The sequence below is a fragment of the Nocardioides sp. NPDC092400 genome (genome assembly GCF_040684155.1).
GTDB lineage: Bacteria > Actinomycetota > Actinomycetes > Propionibacteriales > Nocardioidaceae > Nocardioides.
In genome coordinates, this window is sequence record NZ_JBFBFJ010000001.1 from 280,903 (window position 1) to 299,446 (window position 18,544).

20 protein-coding genes are annotated in these 18,544 nt (G+C 74.7%); 13 read left to right on the forward strand and 7 right to left on the reverse strand.

The window, feature by feature from the left end; all coding sequences use genetic code 11:
- Positions 1-33 precede the first annotated feature (33 nt).
- Positions 34-828, forward strand: a complete 795-nt coding sequence (locus AB0N29_RS01350; protein ID WP_364863482.1) for a M14 family zinc carboxypeptidase — start codon at positions 34-36, stop codon at positions 826-828.
- A 9-nt stretch (positions 829-837) separates the two neighbouring features.
- Here AB0N29_RS01350 and AB0N29_RS01355 read toward each other — a convergent pair whose 3' ends face one another.
- Complete coding sequence (locus AB0N29_RS01355) at positions 838-1,659, reverse strand: enoyl-CoA hydratase-related protein (RefSeq protein ID WP_364863484.1); 822 nt, start codon at positions 1,657-1,659, stop codon at positions 838-840.
- Positions 1,660-1,676: 17 nt separating this feature from the next.
- The gene (locus AB0N29_RS01360; protein ID WP_364863486.1) at positions 1,677-2,450 is read right to left on the reverse strand and encodes a PaaX family transcriptional regulator C-terminal domain-containing protein; all 774 of its coding nucleotides are present in this window, start codon (positions 2,448-2,450) and stop codon (positions 1,677-1,679) included.
- A gap of 183 nt (positions 2,451-2,633) precedes the next feature.
- Between AB0N29_RS01360 and AB0N29_RS01365 the strand changes: the two genes are divergently transcribed.
- The 3 genes from AB0N29_RS01365 to AB0N29_RS01375 are packed head-to-tail and all read left to right on the forward strand — an operon-like array spanning position 2,634 to position 4,755.
- Positions 2,634-2,801: a DUF3117 domain-containing protein gene (locus AB0N29_RS01365; protein ID WP_302270092.1), complete on the forward strand. Its 168-nt coding sequence runs from the start codon at positions 2,634-2,636 to the stop codon at positions 2,799-2,801.
- 28 nt (positions 2,802-2,829) lie between these two features.
- Entirely contained in the window at positions 2,830-4,407 is a 1,578-nt protein-coding gene (locus tag AB0N29_RS01370) for a leucyl aminopeptidase family protein (protein ID WP_364863489.1), read from the forward strand.
- 9 nt (positions 4,408-4,416) lie between these two features.
- The gene (locus tag AB0N29_RS01375) at positions 4,417-4,755 is read left to right on the forward strand and encodes a hypothetical protein (RefSeq protein WP_302270094.1); all 339 of its coding nucleotides are present in this window, start codon (positions 4,417-4,419) and stop codon (positions 4,753-4,755) included.
- Here AB0N29_RS01375 and AB0N29_RS01380 read toward each other — a convergent pair.
- On the reverse strand, positions 4,685-5,173 hold the full coding sequence (locus AB0N29_RS01380) for a MarR family transcriptional regulator (protein ID WP_302270095.1): 489 nt from the start codon (positions 5,171-5,173) through the stop codon (positions 4,685-4,687). The two genes, AB0N29_RS01375 and AB0N29_RS01380, sit on opposite strands and share 71 nt — an antisense overlap.
- A gap of 64 nt (positions 5,174-5,237) precedes the next feature.
- Between AB0N29_RS01380 and AB0N29_RS01385 the strand changes: the two genes are divergently transcribed.
- Complete coding sequence (locus AB0N29_RS01385; RefSeq protein ID WP_364863491.1) at positions 5,238-7,292, forward strand: MMPL family transporter; 2,055 nt, start codon at positions 5,238-5,240, stop codon at positions 7,290-7,292.
- A 266-nt stretch (positions 7,293-7,558) separates the two neighbouring features.
- Here the strand turns inward: AB0N29_RS01385 and AB0N29_RS01390 are convergent, their stop codons facing one another.
- Positions 7,559-8,215, reverse strand: coding sequence for an O-methyltransferase (locus AB0N29_RS01390; RefSeq protein WP_302270097.1), 657 nt, complete (start codon positions 8,213-8,215; stop codon positions 7,559-7,561).
- Between the two features lie 157 nt (positions 8,216-8,372).
- Between AB0N29_RS01390 and sigE the strand changes: the two genes are divergently transcribed.
- Genes sigE through AB0N29_RS01405 form a run of 3 tightly spaced genes read left to right on the forward strand, consistent with a single transcriptional unit; the run spans position 8,373 to position 10,904 of the window.
- Positions 8,373-8,990 (forward strand): RNA polymerase sigma factor SigE, encoded by a 618-nt coding sequence (gene sigE / locus AB0N29_RS01395; RefSeq protein WP_302270099.1) that lies wholly within the window; start codon positions 8,373-8,375, stop codon positions 8,988-8,990.
- Between the two features lie 20 nt (positions 8,991-9,010).
- Positions 9,011-9,472 carry a hypothetical protein gene (locus AB0N29_RS01400; RefSeq protein ID WP_302270100.1) on the forward strand — a complete coding sequence of 154 codons (462 nt, stop codon included), beginning with the start codon at positions 9,011-9,013 and terminating at the stop codon, positions 9,470-9,472.
- A gap of 43 nt (positions 9,473-9,515) precedes the next feature.
- The gene (locus AB0N29_RS01405; protein ID WP_302270102.1) at positions 9,516-10,904 is read left to right on the forward strand and encodes a trypsin-like peptidase domain-containing protein; all 1,389 of its coding nucleotides are present in this window, start codon (positions 9,516-9,518) and stop codon (positions 10,902-10,904) included.
- Positions 10,905-10,943: 39 nt separating this feature from the next.
- Here the strand turns inward: AB0N29_RS01405 and AB0N29_RS01410 are convergent, their stop codons facing one another.
- A complete protein-coding gene (locus AB0N29_RS01410; protein ID WP_302270103.1) occupies positions 10,944-11,183 on the reverse strand; it encodes a helix-turn-helix domain-containing protein in 240 nt (79 codons plus the stop codon).
- A 99-nt stretch (positions 11,184-11,282) separates the two neighbouring features.
- Between AB0N29_RS01410 and AB0N29_RS01415 the strand changes: the two genes are divergently transcribed.
- Together AB0N29_RS01415 and AB0N29_RS01420 are read left to right on the forward strand one after the other, a co-directional pair.
- Positions 11,283-11,930 carry a hypothetical protein gene (locus AB0N29_RS01415; RefSeq protein WP_364863495.1) on the forward strand — a complete coding sequence of 216 codons (648 nt, stop codon included), beginning with the start codon at positions 11,283-11,285 and terminating at the stop codon, positions 11,928-11,930.
- Positions 11,927-13,255: a hypothetical protein gene (locus tag AB0N29_RS01420; RefSeq protein WP_364863497.1), complete on the forward strand. Its 1,329-nt coding sequence runs from the start codon at positions 11,927-11,929 to the stop codon at positions 13,253-13,255. The genes AB0N29_RS01415 and AB0N29_RS01420 overlap by 4 nt, the downstream gene beginning before the upstream one ends.
- On the opposite strand, the gene AB0N29_RS01425 is transcribed toward AB0N29_RS01420, so the two are convergent.
- Together AB0N29_RS01425 and AB0N29_RS01430 are read right to left on the reverse strand one after the other, a co-directional pair.
- Positions 13,218-14,543, reverse strand: a complete 1,326-nt coding sequence (locus AB0N29_RS01425; RefSeq protein WP_364863499.1) for a hypothetical protein — start codon at positions 14,541-14,543, stop codon at positions 13,218-13,220. The genes AB0N29_RS01420 and AB0N29_RS01425 overlap by 38 nt on opposite strands.
- Complete coding sequence (locus tag AB0N29_RS01430; RefSeq protein WP_364863501.1) at positions 14,540-14,899, reverse strand: hypothetical protein; 360 nt, start codon at positions 14,897-14,899, stop codon at positions 14,540-14,542. The genes AB0N29_RS01425 and AB0N29_RS01430 overlap by 4 nt, the downstream gene beginning before the upstream one ends.
- A 157-nt stretch (positions 14,900-15,056) precedes the next feature.
- On the opposite strand from AB0N29_RS01430, the gene AB0N29_RS01435 reads away from it, so the two are divergent.
- The 3 genes from AB0N29_RS01435 to pruA are packed head-to-tail and all read left to right on the forward strand — an operon-like array spanning position 15,057 to position 18,542.
- Positions 15,057-16,550: a wax ester/triacylglycerol synthase family O-acyltransferase gene (locus tag AB0N29_RS01435; protein ID WP_364863503.1), complete on the forward strand. Its 1,494-nt coding sequence runs from the start codon at positions 15,057-15,059 to the stop codon at positions 16,548-16,550.
- Positions 16,547-16,894, forward strand: coding sequence for a hypothetical protein (locus AB0N29_RS01440; protein ID WP_364863505.1), 348 nt, complete (start codon positions 16,547-16,549; stop codon positions 16,892-16,894). Before AB0N29_RS01435 ends, AB0N29_RS01440 begins: the two co-directional genes overlap by 4 nt.
- Positions 16,895-16,913: 19 nt before the next feature.
- Positions 16,914-18,542, forward strand: a complete 1,629-nt coding sequence (pruA, locus tag AB0N29_RS01445) for an L-glutamate gamma-semialdehyde dehydrogenase (RefSeq protein WP_364863507.1) — start codon at positions 16,914-16,916, stop codon at positions 18,540-18,542.
- Positions 18,543-18,544: the final 2 nt, after the last annotated feature.

An 18,544-nucleotide genomic window follows, 5' to 3' on the forward strand; every position in this document is an offset into this window, starting at 1 on the left:
TCCCCGGGTGGGAGCCCGCCGAAGGAGCCCCGCGTGCGACCGACCTCCCTGCTCGCCCCCGTCGTCTCCCTGGCCGCGGTCGCCGCGCTGGTGCCGGCCTCGCCGGCAGCCACCGCGCCCGCCGGTGCGGCGGCGGACCGGCCGGCGGTGGTCGGCAAGCGGGTCATCGGCACCTCGGTCCAGGACCGCGACATCGTCGCCTGGCACCTCGGTGAGCCCGACCGCCCGGACGTCCCGACGGTCGTGCTGGTCTCGACCATGCACGGCGACGAGCCGGCCACCCGGCACGTCCTGGCCTCGCTGCGCGACGGCGCGCCCGTGGTCGGCGTCGACCTGTGGGTGGTGCCGACGTACAACCCCGACGGCCTCGCGGCCGGCACCCGCCGCAACGCCCGCGGCGTCGACCTCAACCGCAACTACCCCTACGAGTGGGCCGACCTCGACGGGCGCTACGAGTCCGGGCCGGAGCCCGCCTCCGAGCCGGAGACCAAGGCGATGATGGCCTTCCTCGCCGACGTGCGCCCCGACCACGTCATCGGCTTCCACCAGCCGCTGCACGGCGTGGACACCGACACCAAGCGGCCGCGCTTCGCCCGCCGCGTCGCGCGCCACCTCGACCTGCCCCGCAAGAGCTTCGACTGCGGCGGCGTGTGCCACGGCACGATGACCGGCTGGTTCAACCACCGGTTCCGCGGCGCCGCGCTGACGGTGGAGTACGGCGCGCGGCCGCGGCTCGCGCGGCTGCGCGACGTCGTCCCGGGCCAGGTGCTCGCGGTGTTCGACGCCTACCGTGCGCACCTGGACTGGGAGCAGCCCCGCGAGGACTGACAGCGGGGCTCAGCGGCCCTGGAAGGCCGGCTTCTGCTTGGCCACGAACGCGTCCACGGCCGCGCGGTGGTCCTCGGTGGCACCGGTCAGCTGCATCATCGAGGACTCGAACGCCACCGCCTCCTCGAACGTGTGGCCGGCGGCGTACCCCACGGAGCGGCGGATCGACCCGAGGGCGACCGTCGGACCGGCGGCGAGCCGCACCGCGAGGGCACGGGCGGCACCGGCGAGCTCGTCGGCGGGGTGCACCGACGTGGCCATGCCCAGCTCGAGCGCCTCGGCGGCGGGGACGGTGCGGGGCAGGTAGAGCAGCTCCAGCGCCTTGGCCCGCCCGACCAGCAGCGGCAGGTGGTAGCTCGCGCCGGTGTCGCAGGAGAGGCCCACGTTGGCGAAGGCGAGGTTGAAGCCCGCGGTGTCGGCCACCAGGCGCAGGTCGCAGGCGAAGGCCAGGCTGGCGCCGGCACCCGCGGCGACGCCGTTGACGGCCGCGACGACCGGCTTGGCCATGCCGGCCAGGGCCGTGACGATCGGGTTGTAGTGCTCGTCGACGGTGGAGAACAGCGCCTCGCTGCCGCCGTTGTGGAGGAGCTGGACGTGCTCCTTGAGGTCCTGGCCGGTGCAGAAGGCACGGCCGGTGCCGGTGAGCAGCACGCAGCGCACCGCCGGGTCCTCCGCCACCTGCTGCACGACCTCGCGGAGCAGCACCTTCGTCGCGACGTCGAGGCTGTTCATCGCGTCGGGCCGGTTCAGCGTGATGGTGGCGACGCCCTCGGAGACGTCGAGGAGCACGGGTGCGTTCTGCGCGTCGGGCGTGCGGTTCGTGGCGGTCATGGGGCGCAGTCTGCCGGTCAGGGCAGGCAGCGGGCCACGAACCTGTCCGCCGCGGGCTGGAGCCGCTGCGCCTCGGCGTCGAACCTCCCGGCTGCGGTCCGCCGGGGCCAGTCGGCCGGCAGCACCTCGGCCGGCAGCCCCGGGTCGGCGAAGAGGAACTTGCGCCACTCGTGGACGAGGTGGAAGCGCGCCGCGAAGGCGGCCTCGTCGGGGTCGGCGTGGGCGCCGAGGTGCTCGGCGACGATCCGCTCGGCGAGCGCCGGCCAGCCGTCGTAGGACGCCCGCAGCGCCGCCAGGTCCCAGGCCGCGACGGGGGAGGGGTCGACGTCGCGGGCGCGGGCGGTCCGGGCGGTGGCCCCGGCCCGGGCCAGCGCGCCGGGGAGCTCGGCGTTGGCGGCCGGGCCCACCCAGACGTGGTCGGCCAGCTCGGCGTACCCGAGGTAGGCGAGGTCGGCACGCAGCCGGGCGCGCGAGCTCCGGTCGCCGGGAGGGGAGATCAGCACGAGGTGCCAGTGGCCGTCCCACGGCTCGTCGCGGCGGTCGTAGATGCGGGCGTGGGCCTCGTCGAGCCGGCGGGCCGCCTGGTCGGTGGCCCGGTAGCCGCGCCCGTCGGGCAGCGCGACCGGCTCGAGCCAGCCCTGGAGCACCATCCGGGAGACCGCGGTGCGCACGGCCGGCGCCGCGATGCCGACCGGTGCCAGCAGCCGGACGAGAGCGGCGACCGGCGCCTGCGACGCGCGGGTCCGCAGGTGGTCGCCGTAGAGGTCGAAGAGGGCCGACCGCGCGTGCATGGGCGGAGTCTGCCACCGCCCGGAGCGCGGGCTCCCCGCCGTCTCCCGGCGCCCTCGGCGGTGTCGAGGTGTGGGGACCGGTCACGCGCCGCCCGGTCATGGGGGATAATGGGCCGCACACGGCTGGCGGGGCGCCTGGACCTCGTCAGCGTCGAGCACTGCTGAACGAGAAGAGGTGCCGGGATGGCGGCAATGAAGCCGCGGACGGGTGACGGTCCGCTCGAGGTCACCAAGGAAGGTCGCGGCATCGTGATGCGCGTCCCGCTCGAGGGTGGTGGCCGTCTCGTCGTGGAGCTGAACGCCGAGGAGGCCGCCTCGCTGGGCGACGCCCTCAAGGCCGTCGTCGGCTGACGCCGGCGACGATCACCAGCGCAGCGTCGTGCCCCCCACCTCGACCGACCGCACCGGCAGCACCGACCTCCCGATCCAGGTCTCGCCCCCGCAGCTCACGTTGAGCGGGGCGAGGCCGCTCGTCGTCGACGGCGTCGACGGGCTCGAGGTGGTCGCGCTGCCCGTGGTCCCGGGTGAGGGGGACGGCGCCGCACTGGTCCTCGGCCCCGGCGCGGACGAGGTGGGCGAACAGCTCGGCCTCGACCTGCTCGGGCTGCTGGACTCCGAGCGGGCGACCGGCAAGGCCGGCGAGGTCGTCACGCTGCCGGTCCCGCAGGGCGCGCCCGGCCGGTCCGCGCTGCGCCGCGTCCTGCTCGTCGGCGTGGGCGAGCAGCGTCCGGCAGACTTCCGCAAGGCCGGCGCCGCGCTGGGCCGCGCGGTCAAGGACGTCACCACGGTCGCCACCACGGTGCCGGCCCTGGACCCGGACACCGCCCTCGAGCCCTTCGTCGTCGGCCTGGTGCTGGGCTCCTTCGGCTTCTCCTGGCGGGCCGCGCCCCCGGAGCACGTGCCGGCCGGGCGCGTGGTGCTCGCGGCGCTCGACCCTGGCGCGTACGACGCCGCGCTCCGCCGCGCGGTGGCCCTCGCCGGCGCCGGCTGGCGCGCGCGCACGCTGGCCACGGTCCCCTCGAACCTGAAGAACCCCGCCTGGCTCGCCGAGCAGGCCCGCGCGATCGCCGACGACGCCGGTCTCGGCTTCCGCGTCTGGGACGAGCAGCAGCTGGCCGCCGAGGGCTTCGGCGGCATCCTGGGCGTCGGCCAGGCCTCGGCCACGCCGCCGCGGTTGGTGCAGCTCGAGTACGCGCCGCGCCGGGCGGGGCGGCGTACGCCCACCGTGGTGCTGGTCGGCAAGGGCATCACCTTCGACACCGGCGGCCTCTCGATCAAGCCCGCCGAGGCGATGTCGAACATGAAGCGCGACATGACCGGCGGCGCGGTCGTCCTCGCCACCATGGCGGCGCTCGCCGAGGTCGGCTGCCCGGTCCGTGTGGTCGGGCTGGTCCCGATGGCGGAGAACGCCGTGTCCGGCAACAGCCTCCGTCCCGGCGACGTCGTGCGCCACTGGGGCGGGCGCACCAGCGAGATCACCAACACCGACGCCGAGGGCCGGGTCGTCATGGCCGACGCGCTGGCGTACGCGGTCTCCGAGCTCGAGCCCGCGGTCGTCGTCGACGTCGCCACCCTGACCGGCGCCATGAAGGTCGCGCTGGGACAGCAGGTGGGCGGCTTCTTCGCCAACCGCGAGACCCTGTCCGCCGCGATCGCCGCCGCGGGCGAGGCCTCCGGCGAGCCGCTGTGGCGGATGCCGCTGCACGCGGCGTACGAGGAGAAGATCGCCTCCAAGGTCGCGGACGCCGACAACGGCGCGGGCGGCCCCGGGGCGATCACCGCGGCGCTGTTCCTCCAGCACTTCGTCGGCGACGTCCCCTGGGCCCACCTCGACGTGGCCTCGGTCGGCGACGCGCCTGCGGACCGCGACGAGTGGACGGCCGGACCGACCGGCTTCGGTGCCCGGGCGCTGCTGACCTGGCTCGGCGGCGACGCCCCTCTCGACGGCATCGGCTGAGGCGGCGACGTGCTGGGACTGAGCATCCGGTGGTCGCTCGTCGACGCGCCGGCCGGCGTCGAGGAGCAGCTCGCGACGTTCGTCGCGGAGACCTCGCACGCGCGCTTCACCGGGATGTCCGGGCTGCGGTTCAAGGCCTGGCGGGTCCGGCAGGGGGAGTGGTTCGAGGGCCTCTACGTCTTCGCCACCGACGAGGCGCGCGCGGCGTTCCAGGCGGAGTTCGAGGCCGAGGCCGCCGACGTGCCGGGGTCGCAGATGGTCGGCAGCCCGCCGGTGCTCATCGAGCCGTGGGACCTCGTGGCGGTCGCGGAGGGCTGGGAGGGCTTCCAGGCGACGCCTCGCGGCTGACGTCCCGGAGCGCCTCGGTCGCGCCGGCGAGGTAGCGCTCGATCACGGCCTTCTCGTCGTCGTCGAACTGCTCGTCGAGCGCGCGGAGCCCGCGCAGCATGGGGGAGAGGTGCGCGAGCACCTCGGCGCGGCCGGAGTCGGTCAGGTGCACCTCGGTACGCCGGCGGTCGCCGGCGTGGGCACGGCGCTCGACGTGGCCCCGGGCGGCGAGCCGGTCGACGATGCCGGTCGACGCGGCCGTGGAGACGCCCAGGATGCGCGCGAGCTCGGCCGGCCCGATCTCGCGGCGGCTCAGGTGGTTGAGCGCCACCATCTCGTGCTCGCCGAGCCCGGCGGCGCGGGCGACGGTGTGGCGCATCTGCACGGCCGCCTCGACGAGGTCGCGCAGCGCCTGCATCAGGCTCCGGGGGTCACCCAACTTGTCTCACCTGCTTAGCATCTTAGGTACCTAGTGAATCCTACGTCGTGCAGGAGCAACCCCCGTGCCACACCAACGGTCCGACCAGGCCACCCATCCCGTGACGTCCGTGGTGGCGGGTCGGCGTACCGCCTGGCTCTTCGCGTTCCTGCCGCTCGTCGCCGCCGTGCTGGGCATGGTGCTGCTCGGCGAGGGCGAGCGCGCCCAGCAGCCCACCGACCAGACCCCCCGCGGGCTGGACTCCACGCTGGCGACCGAGCTCGAGCAGCGGCTGCCCGACGAGGGTTCCGACACCGCGGTGGTCGTCTGGACGGCCGACGAGGGGACGATCGACCGCGGCGCCGTCGGGGAGCTCCGCTCGGTGGCCGAGGACCTCGACGCCCTCGGCGGCGGACCCGAGGGGCCGGTCTCGGTCGCGGAGGACGGCACCGCGGCGATCGCGATCGTCCAGGTGGGCTCCGGGTCGGCCAGCGACGTCGCCGCGGAGGTCGAGGACCTGCGGGACCGGCTCGACGAGGCGGCCCCCGACGGCACCACGGCCCAGGTGACCGGTCCGGCGGCGGTCCAGGCCGACCTCGCGGCCGTCTTCGACGGGGCGAACTTCCGGCTGCTCGCCGTCACCGCGGCGGTCGTGGCGCTGCTGCTCGTCATCACCTACCGCAGTCCCGTCCTCTGGATCGTCCCGCTGCTCGTGGTCGGCATCGCGGACCGCTTCTCCGCGGTCGCCTCGACCCAGGTCATGGCCGCCCTCGACGTCGCGTGGGACGAGTCGACCGTCGGCATCCTGTCAGTGCTGGTCTTCGGCGCCGGCACCAACTACGCCCTGCTGCTGATCTCGCGCTACCGCGACGAGCTGCGGCACGTCGAGGACCGGTACGACGCCATGGCCAAGGCCCTCGCCCGGACGGCGGAGGCGGTGCTCGCCAGCGCGACGACGGTGGTGCTCGGCCTGCTCACCCTGCTGCTCTCCGTCGTGCCGACGACCCGCGGGCTCGGGCTGGCCTGCGCCATCGGCATCGTGGTCGCGGCGTTCTTCGCCCTCGTGGTGCTCCCGGCGGTGCTCGTGCTCTGCGGTCGCTGGATCTTCTGGCCCCAGGTGCCCCGCACCGGCCAGGCCGCGCTCGTCGACACCAACACGTTCTGGCACCGGATCGGCTCGCGGGTCGCGCGGCGCCCGGCCGCCTTCGCCACCGGCACGGTCGCGGTCCTGGCGGTCCTCACCGTCGGGCTGTTCGGGATCAGCACCGGTCTCGACCAGGACGAGCAGTTCCTCGACGAGCCCGAGGCGATCTCGGCCTCGACCCGTCTCGCCGAGTCCTTTCCCGCCGGCCTCACCGATCCCACCCGGGTGATCACGACGGCCGACCCGCGGGAGGTCGCCCAGGCGGTCGAGGGTGCCTCCGGCGTCGCCTCCGTGCGGCCGGGTCCCGAGGGCGACGGCGTCGCCCAGCTCGACGTCGTGCTCGAGGGGGCGCCCGGGTCGGCGGAGGCCGAGGACGCCATCGCCTCGATCCGCGAGGAGGTCGACGGCCTCGGCGACACCCACGTCGGCGGCACGGAGGCCTCCGCGATCGACGCCCGCGAGGGTGCCGCGCGCGACCGGCTCGTGATCCTGCCGCTCATCCTGGGCCTCGTGCTCGGGGCGTTGCTGTTGCTCCTGCGCTCGGTCGTGGCGCCGCTGGTCCTCGTCGCCACCGTCCTCGCGACGTACGCCGCGTCGATGGGCGCCGCCTGGTGGTTGTTCACCGGTCCGCTCGGGTTCTCCGCGCTCGACGAGTCGGTGCCGCTCCTGGCGTTCCTGTTCCTGGTGGCGCTCGGCGTGGACTACAACATCTTCCTCGTCACCCGCGCCCGCGAGGAGGCCCGCGAGCACGGCTCGCGCGACGGCATGCTCCGCGCCCTGACCGCCACCGGCGGCGTGATCACCAGCGCCGGCATCCTGCTCGCGGCGGTGTTCGCCGTGCTCGGCGTCCTGCCGCTCGTGGTGCTCGCCCAGCTCGGCACGATCATCTGCATCGGCGTGCTGCTGGACACCCTGATCGTGCGCACCGTGCTCGTCCCCGCCGCCGCCCTGCTCCTCGGCGACCGGTTCTGGTGGCCGCGGAAGGTGTCCGCCTGAGGCCGGGTGCGGTTGTCGGGATCCCCGGGGCCCCGGGGATTCCGGCGCTCCTCAGGGGTTGCAACCCCTGAGAAGTGCCGGTTTCGCCTGAGGAGTCGGGGGCGCGGGGGCGCGGGCGCCTGCAGGAGTCCCCGGTTCACCGGGGACTCCCGCGCTTACCGGGGTAGATCTGCCCCGGTAAGCAACGGGCTACCCCGGTATGCCGGCGCGTCCGGCCCCGTCGACAGGCGCCGCGACAGGCCCGTCGGCAGGCCCCGCGGCACGGCTCAGTCGGACTCGGGGTTCCAGGTCTTCTTGGCGACGAGCAGGCCGTCGCCGACCGGCAGCAGGACGCTGACCAGGTCGGGGTGCTCGGCGACGGTGCGGCCGAGGTCGCGAACGGCGACGGTCTCCTCGTCGCGCTGGGCGGGGTCGGCCACCCGGTCGTGCCACAGCGCGTTGTCGAAGGCCACCACGCCGCCGGGCCGCAGCAGCCGCAGCGCCTCGTCGAGGTACGCGGCGTACTCTCGCTTGTCGCCGTCGCAGAAGACCAGGTCGTAGTGGCCGTCGGTGAGGCGGGGGAGCACGTCGAGCGCGGCACCCGAGATCGTGCGGGCGCGCTGGCTGGCGATGCCGGCCTCGTTGAAGGACTGGCGGGCGAGCCGCTGGTGCTCGGTCTCGATGTCGACGGTGGTCAGGACGCCGTCGCCACGCATGCCGCGCAGCAGCCAGAGGCCGGAGACCCCGGTGCCCGTGCCGATCTCGACCACCGCCCGGGCGTCCAGCACCGAGGCGAGGAAGCGCAGCGCGGCGCCGCCCCCGGGGCCGATCGAGACCACGCCCACCTCCTGGGCGCGGGCGCGCGCGGCGGCGAGGACCTCGTCCTCGGCCACGAACTCCTCGGCATAGCTCCAGCTGGCAGCACTCACCGGCGTCGTCGTCACCTGCTGAACCTATCGCGCCCTGGCCCCGGGCATCACCCGGGAACACCGGCGCGCCCCCGCCCGTTGGTGGGGACGTGGGCCACCGGGCTCACAGGGATCTCTCAGCGATCGCACCTACGGTGAGGGGAACGCAGTGGTCTGGTGGAGAGGGACCGTCATGGACGAGCGCGGCGCACAGCCCGAGGCAGCACCGGGGGCGACCCCCGGGGTGCCGACCTGGGACGAGGTCGTCGAGCAGCACTCCGACCGCGTCTACCGCCTGGCCTACCGCCTGACGGGCAACCGCCACGACGCCGAGGACCTCACCCAGGAGGTCTTCGTCCGGGTCTTCCGCTCGCTGTCGGGCTACACCCCCGGGACGTTCGAGGGCTGGCTGCACCGGATCACCACGAACCTCTTCCTCGACCAGGCGCGCCGCAAGCAGCGGATCCGCTTCGACGCCCTCTCCGACGAGCGGGCCGACCGGCTGACGAGCCCGGCGCCGGCGCCGGAGGCGGCGTACGCCGACCAGCGCTTCGACGACGACGTGGAGCGGGCGCTGGCCACGCTGCCGCCCGACTTCCGGGCGGCCGTGGTGCTCTGCGACGTCGAGGGGCTCTCCTACGAGGAGATCGCCGAGATCCTCGGCGCCAAGCTCGGCACCGTCCGCTCCCGCATCCACCGCGGTCGCGCCATGCTCCGCAAGGCGCTGGCCCACCGCGCGCCGACCGACGGGCGCGAGCGCTACTCCGGCCCGGTCGGCCACGACACGCTCGTCCCGGGCGGTGAGCGGTGATGGGTCACCTCGGGGCGAAGGTGAGCGCGCTGCTCGACGGCCAGCTGGACGCGGCCGAGACCGAGCGCGCCTGGGCGCACGTCCACAGCTGCCACACCTGCCGCGACCTCGTCGAGCGTGAGGGCTGGGTGAAGACCCGGCTCCTCGGACTCTCGATGGGCGACTGCGGCGGCGCGCCGGACCACCTCAAGGGCGCGCTGCGCTGCGGGCCCGCCGGCCCGCCGGCGCTGCCGCCCGGCGACGTCTACCTGGCCCTGGCGGTCGACCGCGAGCAGCACCGTGGCCGGCGTACGGCGGGTCTCGTGGCGATCGGCGGCGGTGCCGTCGGCGCGGCGGTGATGGGCGTCATCGCGCTCGGGGCGGCCCCGGCCGACGCGCCCCCGGTCGACCGGCGCACCCCGGTCACCCAGATCAGCTACCCGAGCTCTCCCACCCCCACGCCGACCCCCACGCCGGGGCCCTCGTCCCTGCGCCGCCCCTGAGGCCGCGGCCCGCCGCCGACCAGCCGCCCGTCATGATGTGGACGTGAACGACGAGCAGTCCGGCCCCGACGGCACCGAGGAGACCCAGCCGCTGGGTCCCGCGCCGTCGGCGGCCTCCCAGCCGGCCTCCCAGTCGGCTCCGCAGGCCGGTCCGCAGGCCGGAGCCGGGGACTCGTGGGTCCCGCCGACCAGCCAGCCGCGGCCGATGCAGTGGGGCGGGACCCAGCCCTCCCCCCAGCAGCAGCCCCAGCCCTACCCGCAGGCGTACGGCCAGCCCTTCCCCCAGCCGTACCCGCAGGGGCAGCGCCCCGCGCCGCCCCGCGGGCGCGTGCCGGGATGGATCTGGCCCGTCGTCGCGGCCGTGGCCCTGGTCGTGGGACTCATCGGCGGCGTCGCCGGCGGTGCGGCGTACCAGGAGCTGCAGGACCGCTCCGGATCCGACCTCGTGGGCGCCGGGCTGAGCGAGGACGACGTGCGCACCGAGGCGCCGATCGAGGTCGAGGAGGGCTCGGTCGCCGCGGTGGCCCAGGAGCTGCTGCCGAGCACCGTGCAGATCTCCGCGGAGTTCGAGGGAGAGGCGAACGGCGCGACGGGATCGGGCTTCGTGCTGGACGCCCGCGGGCACGTCGTCACCAACAACCACGTCGTCGCCGACGCGGCCGGGTCCGGTGGCGCGATCGAGATCGTCGACCAGGACGGCAACCGGTACGAGGCCGAGGTCGTCGGGCGCAGCCCGGTCTACGACCTCGCGGTGCTCTACGCCGCGGAGATCGAGGAGAAGAAGCCCGCTGCGCTCGGAGCGTCCACCGCCCTGCGGGTCGGCGAGGGCGTCGTGGCGATCGGGTCCCCGCTCGGGCTCAGCTCGACGGTCACCGCCGGCATCGTGAGCGCGCTCAAGCGGCCGGTCACCACCGGGGACTCCGCCAACGACTCCTCGTACATCAACGCGGTCCAGACCGACGCGGCGATCAACCCGGGCAACTCCGGGGGACCGCTGGTCAACCTCCGCGGCCAGGTCGTCGGGGTCAACTCCGCGATCGCCACCACCGGCGGCGGCATGCTCGGCGGCGGGGAGTCGGGCAACATCGGCGTCGGCTTCGCGATCCCGATCGAGCAGGTGCGGATCACCGCCGACCAGATCCTGCGCACCGGCAAGGCCAGCTACCCCGTCATCGGCGCGCAGGTCCAGACCGGTCAGCGCGACGGCACCGGCGCGGAGATCGACGAGGTCATCGAGGGGACGCCGGCCGCCGAGGCAGGCCTCGAGGCGGGCGACGTGATCGTCGCCGTGGACGGCGAGCGGGTCACCGACGGCATCGCGCTGATCGTCTCGATCCGCACCCACCAGCCCGGCGAGACGATCGAGTTCACGATCCGGCGCGACGGCGACGAGCGCGACGTCGAGATCACGCTCGGCTCCGAGACCGGCTGAGCGCCGGCCCGCGCGCACGCCGCGGGCCCGCTGCGGCGGTCACTCCGGGCGGGGCTCCGCCTCCACGTAGGGGTGCTCGTCGACGAAGGTGCGGGTCTGGTCGTACATCCGCTGGATGAAGTCCTCCAGCTGGCTGGACTCCACCCGCCACTGGCCGCGCCCGCCGATCTTGATGGCCGGGAGCTCGCCGCGTCGCACCAGGGCGTACACCTGCGCGCTCGAGGTGTTGAGCACCTCGGCGACGTCGGCGAGCGTGAGGAAGCGAGGCGTACCGGCCATGGGGCCATGGTGGCACCTCGCGCCACCGCGCCCCGCCGGCGCCCCGCCGCCTGTGGATGACGGGGTGACGAGGAGCGCCCGGATCTGCAGACTGTGCCCGTGGCCAGCGATCAGGGGAACTCCGCCGCGCCGCCCGCAGCGACCCGCACAGGGTCGCCGGGCTGGCGCGACCCCCGGTTGTGGATCGGCGTCCTCATCGTGGCCGGGTCGGTCGTCCTGGGCGCCCGGCTGCTCGAGAGCGCCGACGACACCGTCCAGGTCTGGGCGGTCGGGGCGGACCTGGGCGCCGGCGACGTGGTCTCGGAGTCCGACCTGGTGGCCGAGCGGGTGCGCTTCGCCGACCCTTCCGCCGTCGGGCGCTACTTCACCGTCGACGAGCAGCTCCCGGCCGACCTGGCGCTGCTGCGCGGTGTCGGGTCGGGCGAGCTGCTGCCGCGGGCCGCGGTCGGCTCGGTCGAGGACACCGGCACCGTGTCGGTCCCGCTCGCGGTGGACGCCGAGCTGGTGCCGCCCGCGGTCGACGACGGCTCGGTCGTCGACGTCTACCTCGGGGGCACCGCGGGCACGCCCGACGGGCCCGCGCTCGACGACGTCGTGGTCGTCGACGCCCCCGGCCTCGACGACGGCTTCGGGACGACCGGGAAGCGGCAGCTGGTGGTCGCGGTGCCCGAGGACCTCGCCGAGGACTTCTTCGCCCGGCTGTCCCGGGTGGAGAACGCGGTCACGACCGTCGCGCAGGTCTCGTGAACCCCGTCGTCGTCCTGCTGGTCGCGGCCGGCGCCGCGTGGGAGTCCGAGGCGCTGACCCGCATCGACGGTCGGCGTGACGTGGTCGTGCTCAAGCGGTGCGTGGACGTCGACGACCTGCTCGCCGCCGCGTCGGCGGGCCAGGCGGACGTCGCGGTCGTCGGTATCGACGCGCCCGGCCTCGACGCCGCCGCGGTGGACCACCTGCGGCACCACGGGGTGCAACCGGTCGCGGTCGTGCCGTCGGACGCGGTGGACGCCGGCCGCCTGCGGGCCTCCCGGATCGGCATCCCGGGCGTGGTCGGCGAGGCCGCCCTGCACCTGCTGCCCGACGCCGTCGTCGCGGCGGTCTCGACGCCCGACGCCCCGCCGACCGTCCCCCGTGGGGCGGCGGGCGCGCCGCTGGGCGAGCCGGTCGTCCCCGGGGCGGGGAAGCCCTCCGGCCCCCGGGGCCGGACGGTGGTGGTGTGGGGACCGGCCGGGGCACCGGGCCGGACCACGCTGGCCGCGGCCGTCGCCGCCGAGCTGGCCGCCCGGCGGCGCCGTACGGTCCTGGTCGACGCCGACCCGTACGGCGGGACCGTCGCCCAGCAGCTCGGCATCCTCGACGAGGTCTCGGGGCTGCTGTCGGCGGCGCGGCTGGCGACCGCGGGCACCCTCGCCGAGGGCTTCACCGCGGTCCAGCGCGCCCTGGACCAGCACCTCAGCGTGGTCACGGGCCTCCCGCGGGCCGACCGGTGGGCGGAGGTGCGCGCCGGCGCGCTCGACCACCTGCTCGAGGTGGCCCGCGACCAGGGCGACACGGTGGTCGACACCGGGCCCAGCCTCGAGGAGGACGGGCTCGACCCGGGGCGCCCGGGACGCAACCGGCTCACCCTCGAGGCGGTCGGCGCGGCCGACGAGCTGCTCGTGGTCGGGACGGCCGACCCCGTCGGTCTCTCGCGCCTCGCGCGCGGGCTCGTCGAGCTGGCGGAGGTGACCGGCGGGATGCCGGTGCGGGTGGTGGTCAACCGGATGCGTCCGACGCTCGGGTGGTCGGAGAAGGACGTCGCGGGGATGGTGGCCGGCTTCGGGCGGGTGGCCTCGTTGCACTTCGTCCCCGACGACCGCGCCGGCGTGGACCGGGCGGTGGTGGCCGGCCGGACGCTGCTGGAGTCGGGCGGGTCCCCGGTCACCCGTGCGGTGGCGGCCGTCGTGGACAGCCTGCACCCGCCGGCGCTGCCGGCTCCGGGGACCGGGGCGCCGCCGGCGCGCTCCACGCCGGCCGGGCGGCGGCCCGGCCAGGGGCTCAGGCGGCGAACAGCAGGTAGAGACCACCGACGGTGAAGGCCACCATCGCCAGCAGCAGCGGCAGCTGGCCGGTGAGCTGGTGCCGCTTGGGCAGCAGCCGGATCGCGCGGTCGTGCGCGGCCACCACACCCACGACGTGGCCGATCACGACGGCGAGCACCTTGGTGTTCGCCAGCAGCGTCGGGTGGTAGGAGAGCCAGTAGTTGACCCCCCAGTCGCCGGTACCGAGCAGGTCCTGGCCCTTGCTCAGCGGGTCGCTGGCCTGGATGAGCGTCTGCTGACCGACCTGGACCAGGTAGGTGAGGTAGTGGGCCACGATGTAGCCCACGATGATCGGCACCACCGAGTGCGCGAACTGGTTGGGCAGGGTGCGGCGGTCCGTGCCGGGGCCGACCCCGGTCGCCATCGTGCCGACCGCGAAGATCAGCCCCACCCCCACGACGAAGGACAGCATCGCCAGGTTGTTGAGCAGCTGCACCGAGACGTCGCTGGACTGGATGAACTTCACCCAGGGCGTGGACTCCTTGAAGGAGTCGAACGCCGTGCTGCCGAAGAGCACCGCCACCACCGCGACCAGGCCGGGACGCACCGTCACCGAGTCGAGGTTGGCGAGAGGGCTCCGCACGAGGAGCCGGCCGTCGCGCCGGCCCCAGGGGGACAGCTTGGCCACGAGCGAGGAGTAGACCTCGAACGGGTCGGCCCGCTCGTAGAAGGTGTTGCCGAACAGCGCGCCGCCGAGCAGCATCACCGCGACGTACGTCGCGACCCAGAGCCGGACCGGACCCAGCTCGGTGGAGAACGGGTAGACTAGCTCGATCCACACGAAGGCGTAGAGGCCGATCGCGGCCGGCCACACCCCGAGCCGCTCGGGGTAGGTGAAGACGCCCTGGTCCGGGTCGCCGCCGGAGACCCGGGCGAACAGCAGGTTGATGGTGCGGACCGGGCTGACCGCCTTCCACACCGGCCCCAGGAGCAGCGACAGCGGCACCAGGCCGACCCACCACCACACGTAGAACATGCCGAAGACCGGGTTGGTCAGCAGGTCCTGGCCCAGGACGGCGGCGTACGCGCCGTACAGGAAGACCGCCATGCCCAGGACGCGCAGGACGACGCGGAACGCCGTGGCGTCGACGACCCGCTCGAGGAACGCCGGCGCCGGACGGCCCGAGGTGGCGGCGTCGTACCGCGGCTTGCGCCACGCCAGCGCCAGCACGGTGAAGGACACCGTCAGGGCGGCCACCGCGCCGGCGATCGCCAGCTCGGGGGAGATCGGCAGGTCCTTGGCGCCGCCGATCCCGTGGGCGAGGTACTGCCCGTCGCTCACCGGACCTCGAGCTGCACGATCACCTGGTCGAGGTCGTGGGACTCGACCTCGACGACACCCGGCTGGTCCAGCGTGATCGGCAGCGTGGTGGTCCCGGCGCCGTACTCGAGCGTCTGCTCGGGCGAGGAGTGCACGTGGATCTCGCCGCCCTCGTCGGCCTGCACGACCAGCTCGACGTCCTGACCGGCACTGACCTCGACGCGCTCGCCGTTCGGCGTGACCGTGCCGCCCTCGAAAATGACCTCGATCGTCTCGGTGTCGCCGGAGGACTGGGGCGCGGGCTCGTCGTCGCCGCAGGCAGTGCCCGTGGCGAGGGTCAGGGCCAGGACCGCGGCGGTGGCCGCGAGTCGTCGCATCGAGTGCATGCTGGTGACTTTCCTCATGGGATCGGGTAGGTGACGTCTGCCAGAATCGCACGTTGAGCAAGCGCGAACGGGCACGGGTCCCGTGACGCCGGACCCCGCCGGGGACCGGGGACGAGCACCGACGGGCAGTCGGGGGAGGGTGGTCGGGATGAGCGAGCGGCTGCGGCCCCGCGACCTCGCCATCCTGGCCGAGGAGACGACGTCCGCGCCCGCCCACAACGCGACGGTCGAGATCTTCGAGTGCGCGGAGTCCGGCTTCGACCACGAGCGGTTGATGTGCCTGATCCGCGACCGGATCTCCTTCGTGCCCCGCTACCGCCAGCGGCTGCAGCAGGTGCCGGGCCGCCTCGCGAACCCCGTGTGGGTCGACGACGAGCACTTCGACCTCGCCTACCACGTACGCCGCTCGGCGCTCCCGCGCCCGGGCACCCACGACCAGCTGCGCGAGCTCGTCGGGCGGATCGTCTCCCGGCCGCTGGACCGCAGCCGGCCGCTGTGGGAGATGTACCTCGTCGAGGGTCTCGCCGGTGGCCGGGTCGCCCTGCTCTCCAAGGCCCACCAGGTGCTGGTCGACGGGGTCGACACCGTCGACCTCGGCCAGCTGCTCCTCGACGTCAACCCCGAGCCGAAGATCCTCGGCGGCGACGACTGGCGGCCGCAGCGGCGACCGTCCTCGGCCGCGATGCTCGCCGAGGCCGCGCGCGACTCGGTGGCCCACCCGCGCACCGTCCTCGACACCGCTCGGGGCACCGGAGGCGCGCTGCTGCGCACCGCTGAGTCCACCGCCGGCACGGCCGGGCGGGTGCTCGGCGGCCTCGCCGGTCGCCGCCCCCAGGGCTCCGGCGGCCTCGAGGGCCCGCTCTCCCAGCAGCGCCGCGTGGTGACGGTCGAGACCCGCCTGGAGGACTACCGCCGGGTCCGCGACGTCCACGGCGGCACCGTCAACGACGTCATCCTGGCCACGGTCACCGGCGGGCTGCGGGCCTGGCTGATGACGCGCGACGAGTCGCTGCGCGGCTTCCGCCGGATGCGGGCCGTCGTGCCGGTCTCGGTCATCGACACCGAACTCGAGGCCACGTCGCTCGGCAGCCAGATCGCCGCGCACTACGTGGACCTCCCGGTCGGCGAGGCGAGCCCGGTGGTGCGCCTGCACCAGGTCAGCTACTCCTTCCAGGTCCACCAGGACACCGGCCGCGGGGTCGCCGCGAACCGGCTCGCGGGGATCGCGGGCTTCGCCCCGACGACCTTCCACGCGATCGGCTCCCGGCTGGCCGCCGCGGAGGTCCGGCGCGGCTACCAGGTGAGCGTCACCAACGTCCCCGGTCCGCAGTCGGCGCTGTACGCCGCCGGCGCGCGGATGGTCGCCAGCTACCCCGTGCACCCGCTGGTCCAGGGGCACCCGCTGGCGGTCGGCGCCACGTCGTACGACGGCGGCGTGTTCTACGGCATCACCGCCGACCGCGACCGGCTGCCTGACGCCGACCTCCTCGGCACCTGCCTCACCGAGGCGCTCGACGAGCTGCTCGACACCGTCAACGGCGGCCGGACGCGGGCTCCGCGGGGACGCCGGTCCGCGCCGCGCCCGACCTCGCCGGGAGCGACCCCGCCCCGGTCCGTCCCACCTCGAGGGAGCCGCCCGTGAGGGTCTATCTGCCCACGACCCTGACCGGGCTCGCCGCGTGGCACGCGGCGGGCGAGGTCCCTGCCGGGACCGACCGCGTCGTGGCGCCGGACGAGACCGAGGAGGGCGAGTACGCCGCGCTGCTGGGCGCCGCGGACGCCTCGACGGCGCTGCTCGCGGGTCCGGGCCGGCGGGTCGTCGTCGTGGCGGAGCTCGCCGACGGTGCCCCCTCCGACGGGCCGGTGCCGCTGAAGCGGGTGGTGGCCGTGCACGCGGACACCGAGGACCGTCCGGTCGACGCCGACCCCGACGAGGACCTGGCCTGGTTCGCGACGCAGGAGATCGAGTTCCTGATCTCGGGCTGAGGCTCGTACCGTGGCGCCCATGGACGCGATCACGACCCCGCCGGCCCCGGTCAACGAGCCGAACCTGACCTACGCACCGGGAACCCCGGAGCGGGAGGCCCTGCTGGCCGAGGTGGCGGTGCTGGAGAAGGACCGCGCCGAGCTGCCGGCGTACGTCGGCGGCGAGTGGCGCCCGGGCGGCGGCGCCGAGATCGAGGTCGTCCAGCCCCACGACCACCAGCACGTGCTCGGGGTGACCCGGAACAGCACGGTCGCGGACGCCGAGGCGGCGGTCGCAGCGGCGAAGGAGGCGGCGCCGGGCTGGCGCGACCTGCCGTTCGACGAGCGCGCGGCGGTGCTGCTGCGCGCCGCGGACCTGCTGGCCGGGCCCTGGCGGCAGCGGCTGAACGCCGCGACGATGCTGGGGCAGTCCAAGACGGCGTTCCAGGCCGAGATCGACGCGGCGTGCGAGCTGATCGACTTCTGGCGCTTCAACGTCCACTACGCCGCCCAAATCCTGCGCGAGCAGCCGATCGCCAACAGCCCCGGGGTCTGGAACCGCACCGACCACCGGCCGCTCGAGGGGTTCGTCTACGCGATCACCCCGTTCAACTTCACCGCCATCGCCGGCAACCTGCCCACCGCGCCGGCGCTGATGGGCAACACGGTCGTCTGGAAGCCCTCGCCCACCCAGCAGCTGGCCGCGTCGCTGACCATGCAGCTGCTCGAGGAGGCCGGCCTGCCGCCGGGCGTGATCAACATGCTCCCCGGCGACGGCCTCGACGTCTCGCAGGTCGCGCTGGGCCACCCGGACCTCGCCGGCATCCACTTCACCGGCTCGACCCCGACCTTCCAGCACCTGTGGCGCACGGTCGGTGAGAACGTCGCCTCCTACCGCGCCTACCCGCGCCTGGTCGGCGAGACCGGCGGCAAGGACTTCGTGCTGGCCCACCCCTCCGCCGACCCCGACGTGGTCCGCACCGCGCTGGTCCGCGGCGCCTTCGAGTTCCAGGGCCAGAAGTGCTCGGCCGCCTCGCGCGCGTACGTCGCGCGGTCGGTGTGGAACGCGATGAAGGACGACCTCGTGGCCGAGGTCGAGGCGATCGCGATGGGCGACGTCCGCGACCTGTCGAACTTCATGGGCGCGGTCATCGACGCCCGCGCGTTCGCCAAGCACTCCGCCGCGATCGAGCGGGCCCGCGCCACCGACGGGCTGGACGTGCTGGTGGGCGGGGAGTGCGACGACTCGACCGGCTGGTTCGTCCGCCCGACGATCGTCGAGGGCGGGGACCCGACCGACGAGATGTTCTCCACCGAGTACTTCGGGCCGATCCTGGCCGTCCACGTCTACGAGGACGGCGACTTCGAGAAGGTCGCCCGCGCGATGGAGGCGGCCGCGCCGTACGCCCTCACCGGCGCGGTCATCGCCCGCGACCGCCGCGCGATCGCGTGGGCCAGCCAGGAGCTGCGGTTCGCGGCCGGCAACTTCTACGTCAACGACAAGCCGACCGGCGCGGTCGTCGGCCAGCAGCCCTTCGGCGGCGGGCGCGCGTCCGGGACGAACGACAAGGCCGGCGCCGCGGTGAACCTGCTGCGCTGGACCTCGCCGCGCTCGATCAAGGAGACGTTCGTGCCGCCGACCGACTACCGCTACCCCTACATGGGCTGACC

Excerpts from the sequence above, each read along its gene's own strand:
- AB0N29_RS01355 (WP_364863484.1), bottom strand. The coding sequence starts at position 1,659 with ATGACCGCCACGAACCGCACGCCCGACGCGCAGAACGCACCCGTGCTC.
- AB0N29_RS01360 (WP_364863486.1), bottom strand. The coding sequence starts at position 2,450 with ATGCACGCGCGGTCGGCCCTCTTCGACCTCTACGGCGACCACCTGCGG.
- AB0N29_RS01365 (WP_302270092.1), top strand. The coding sequence starts at position 2,634 with ATGGCGGCAATGAAGCCGCGGACGGGTGACGGTCCGCTCGAGGTCACC.
- sigE (WP_302270099.1), top strand. The coding sequence starts at position 8,373 with ATGGACGAGCGCGGCGCACAGCCCGAGGCAGCACCGGGGGCGACCCCC.
- AB0N29_RS01410 (WP_302270103.1), bottom strand. The coding sequence starts at position 11,183 with ATGGCCGGTACGCCTCGCTTCCTCACGCTCGCCGACGTCGCCGAGGTG.
- AB0N29_RS01430 (WP_364863501.1), bottom strand. The coding sequence starts at position 14,899 with ATGCGACGACTCGCGGCCACCGCCGCGGTCCTGGCCCTGACCCTCGCC.
- AB0N29_RS01435 (WP_364863503.1), top strand. The coding sequence starts at position 15,057 with ATGAGCGAGCGGCTGCGGCCCCGCGACCTCGCCATCCTGGCCGAGGAG.
- pruA (WP_364863507.1), top strand. The coding sequence starts at position 16,914 with ATGGACGCGATCACGACCCCGCCGGCCCCGGTCAACGAGCCGAACCTG.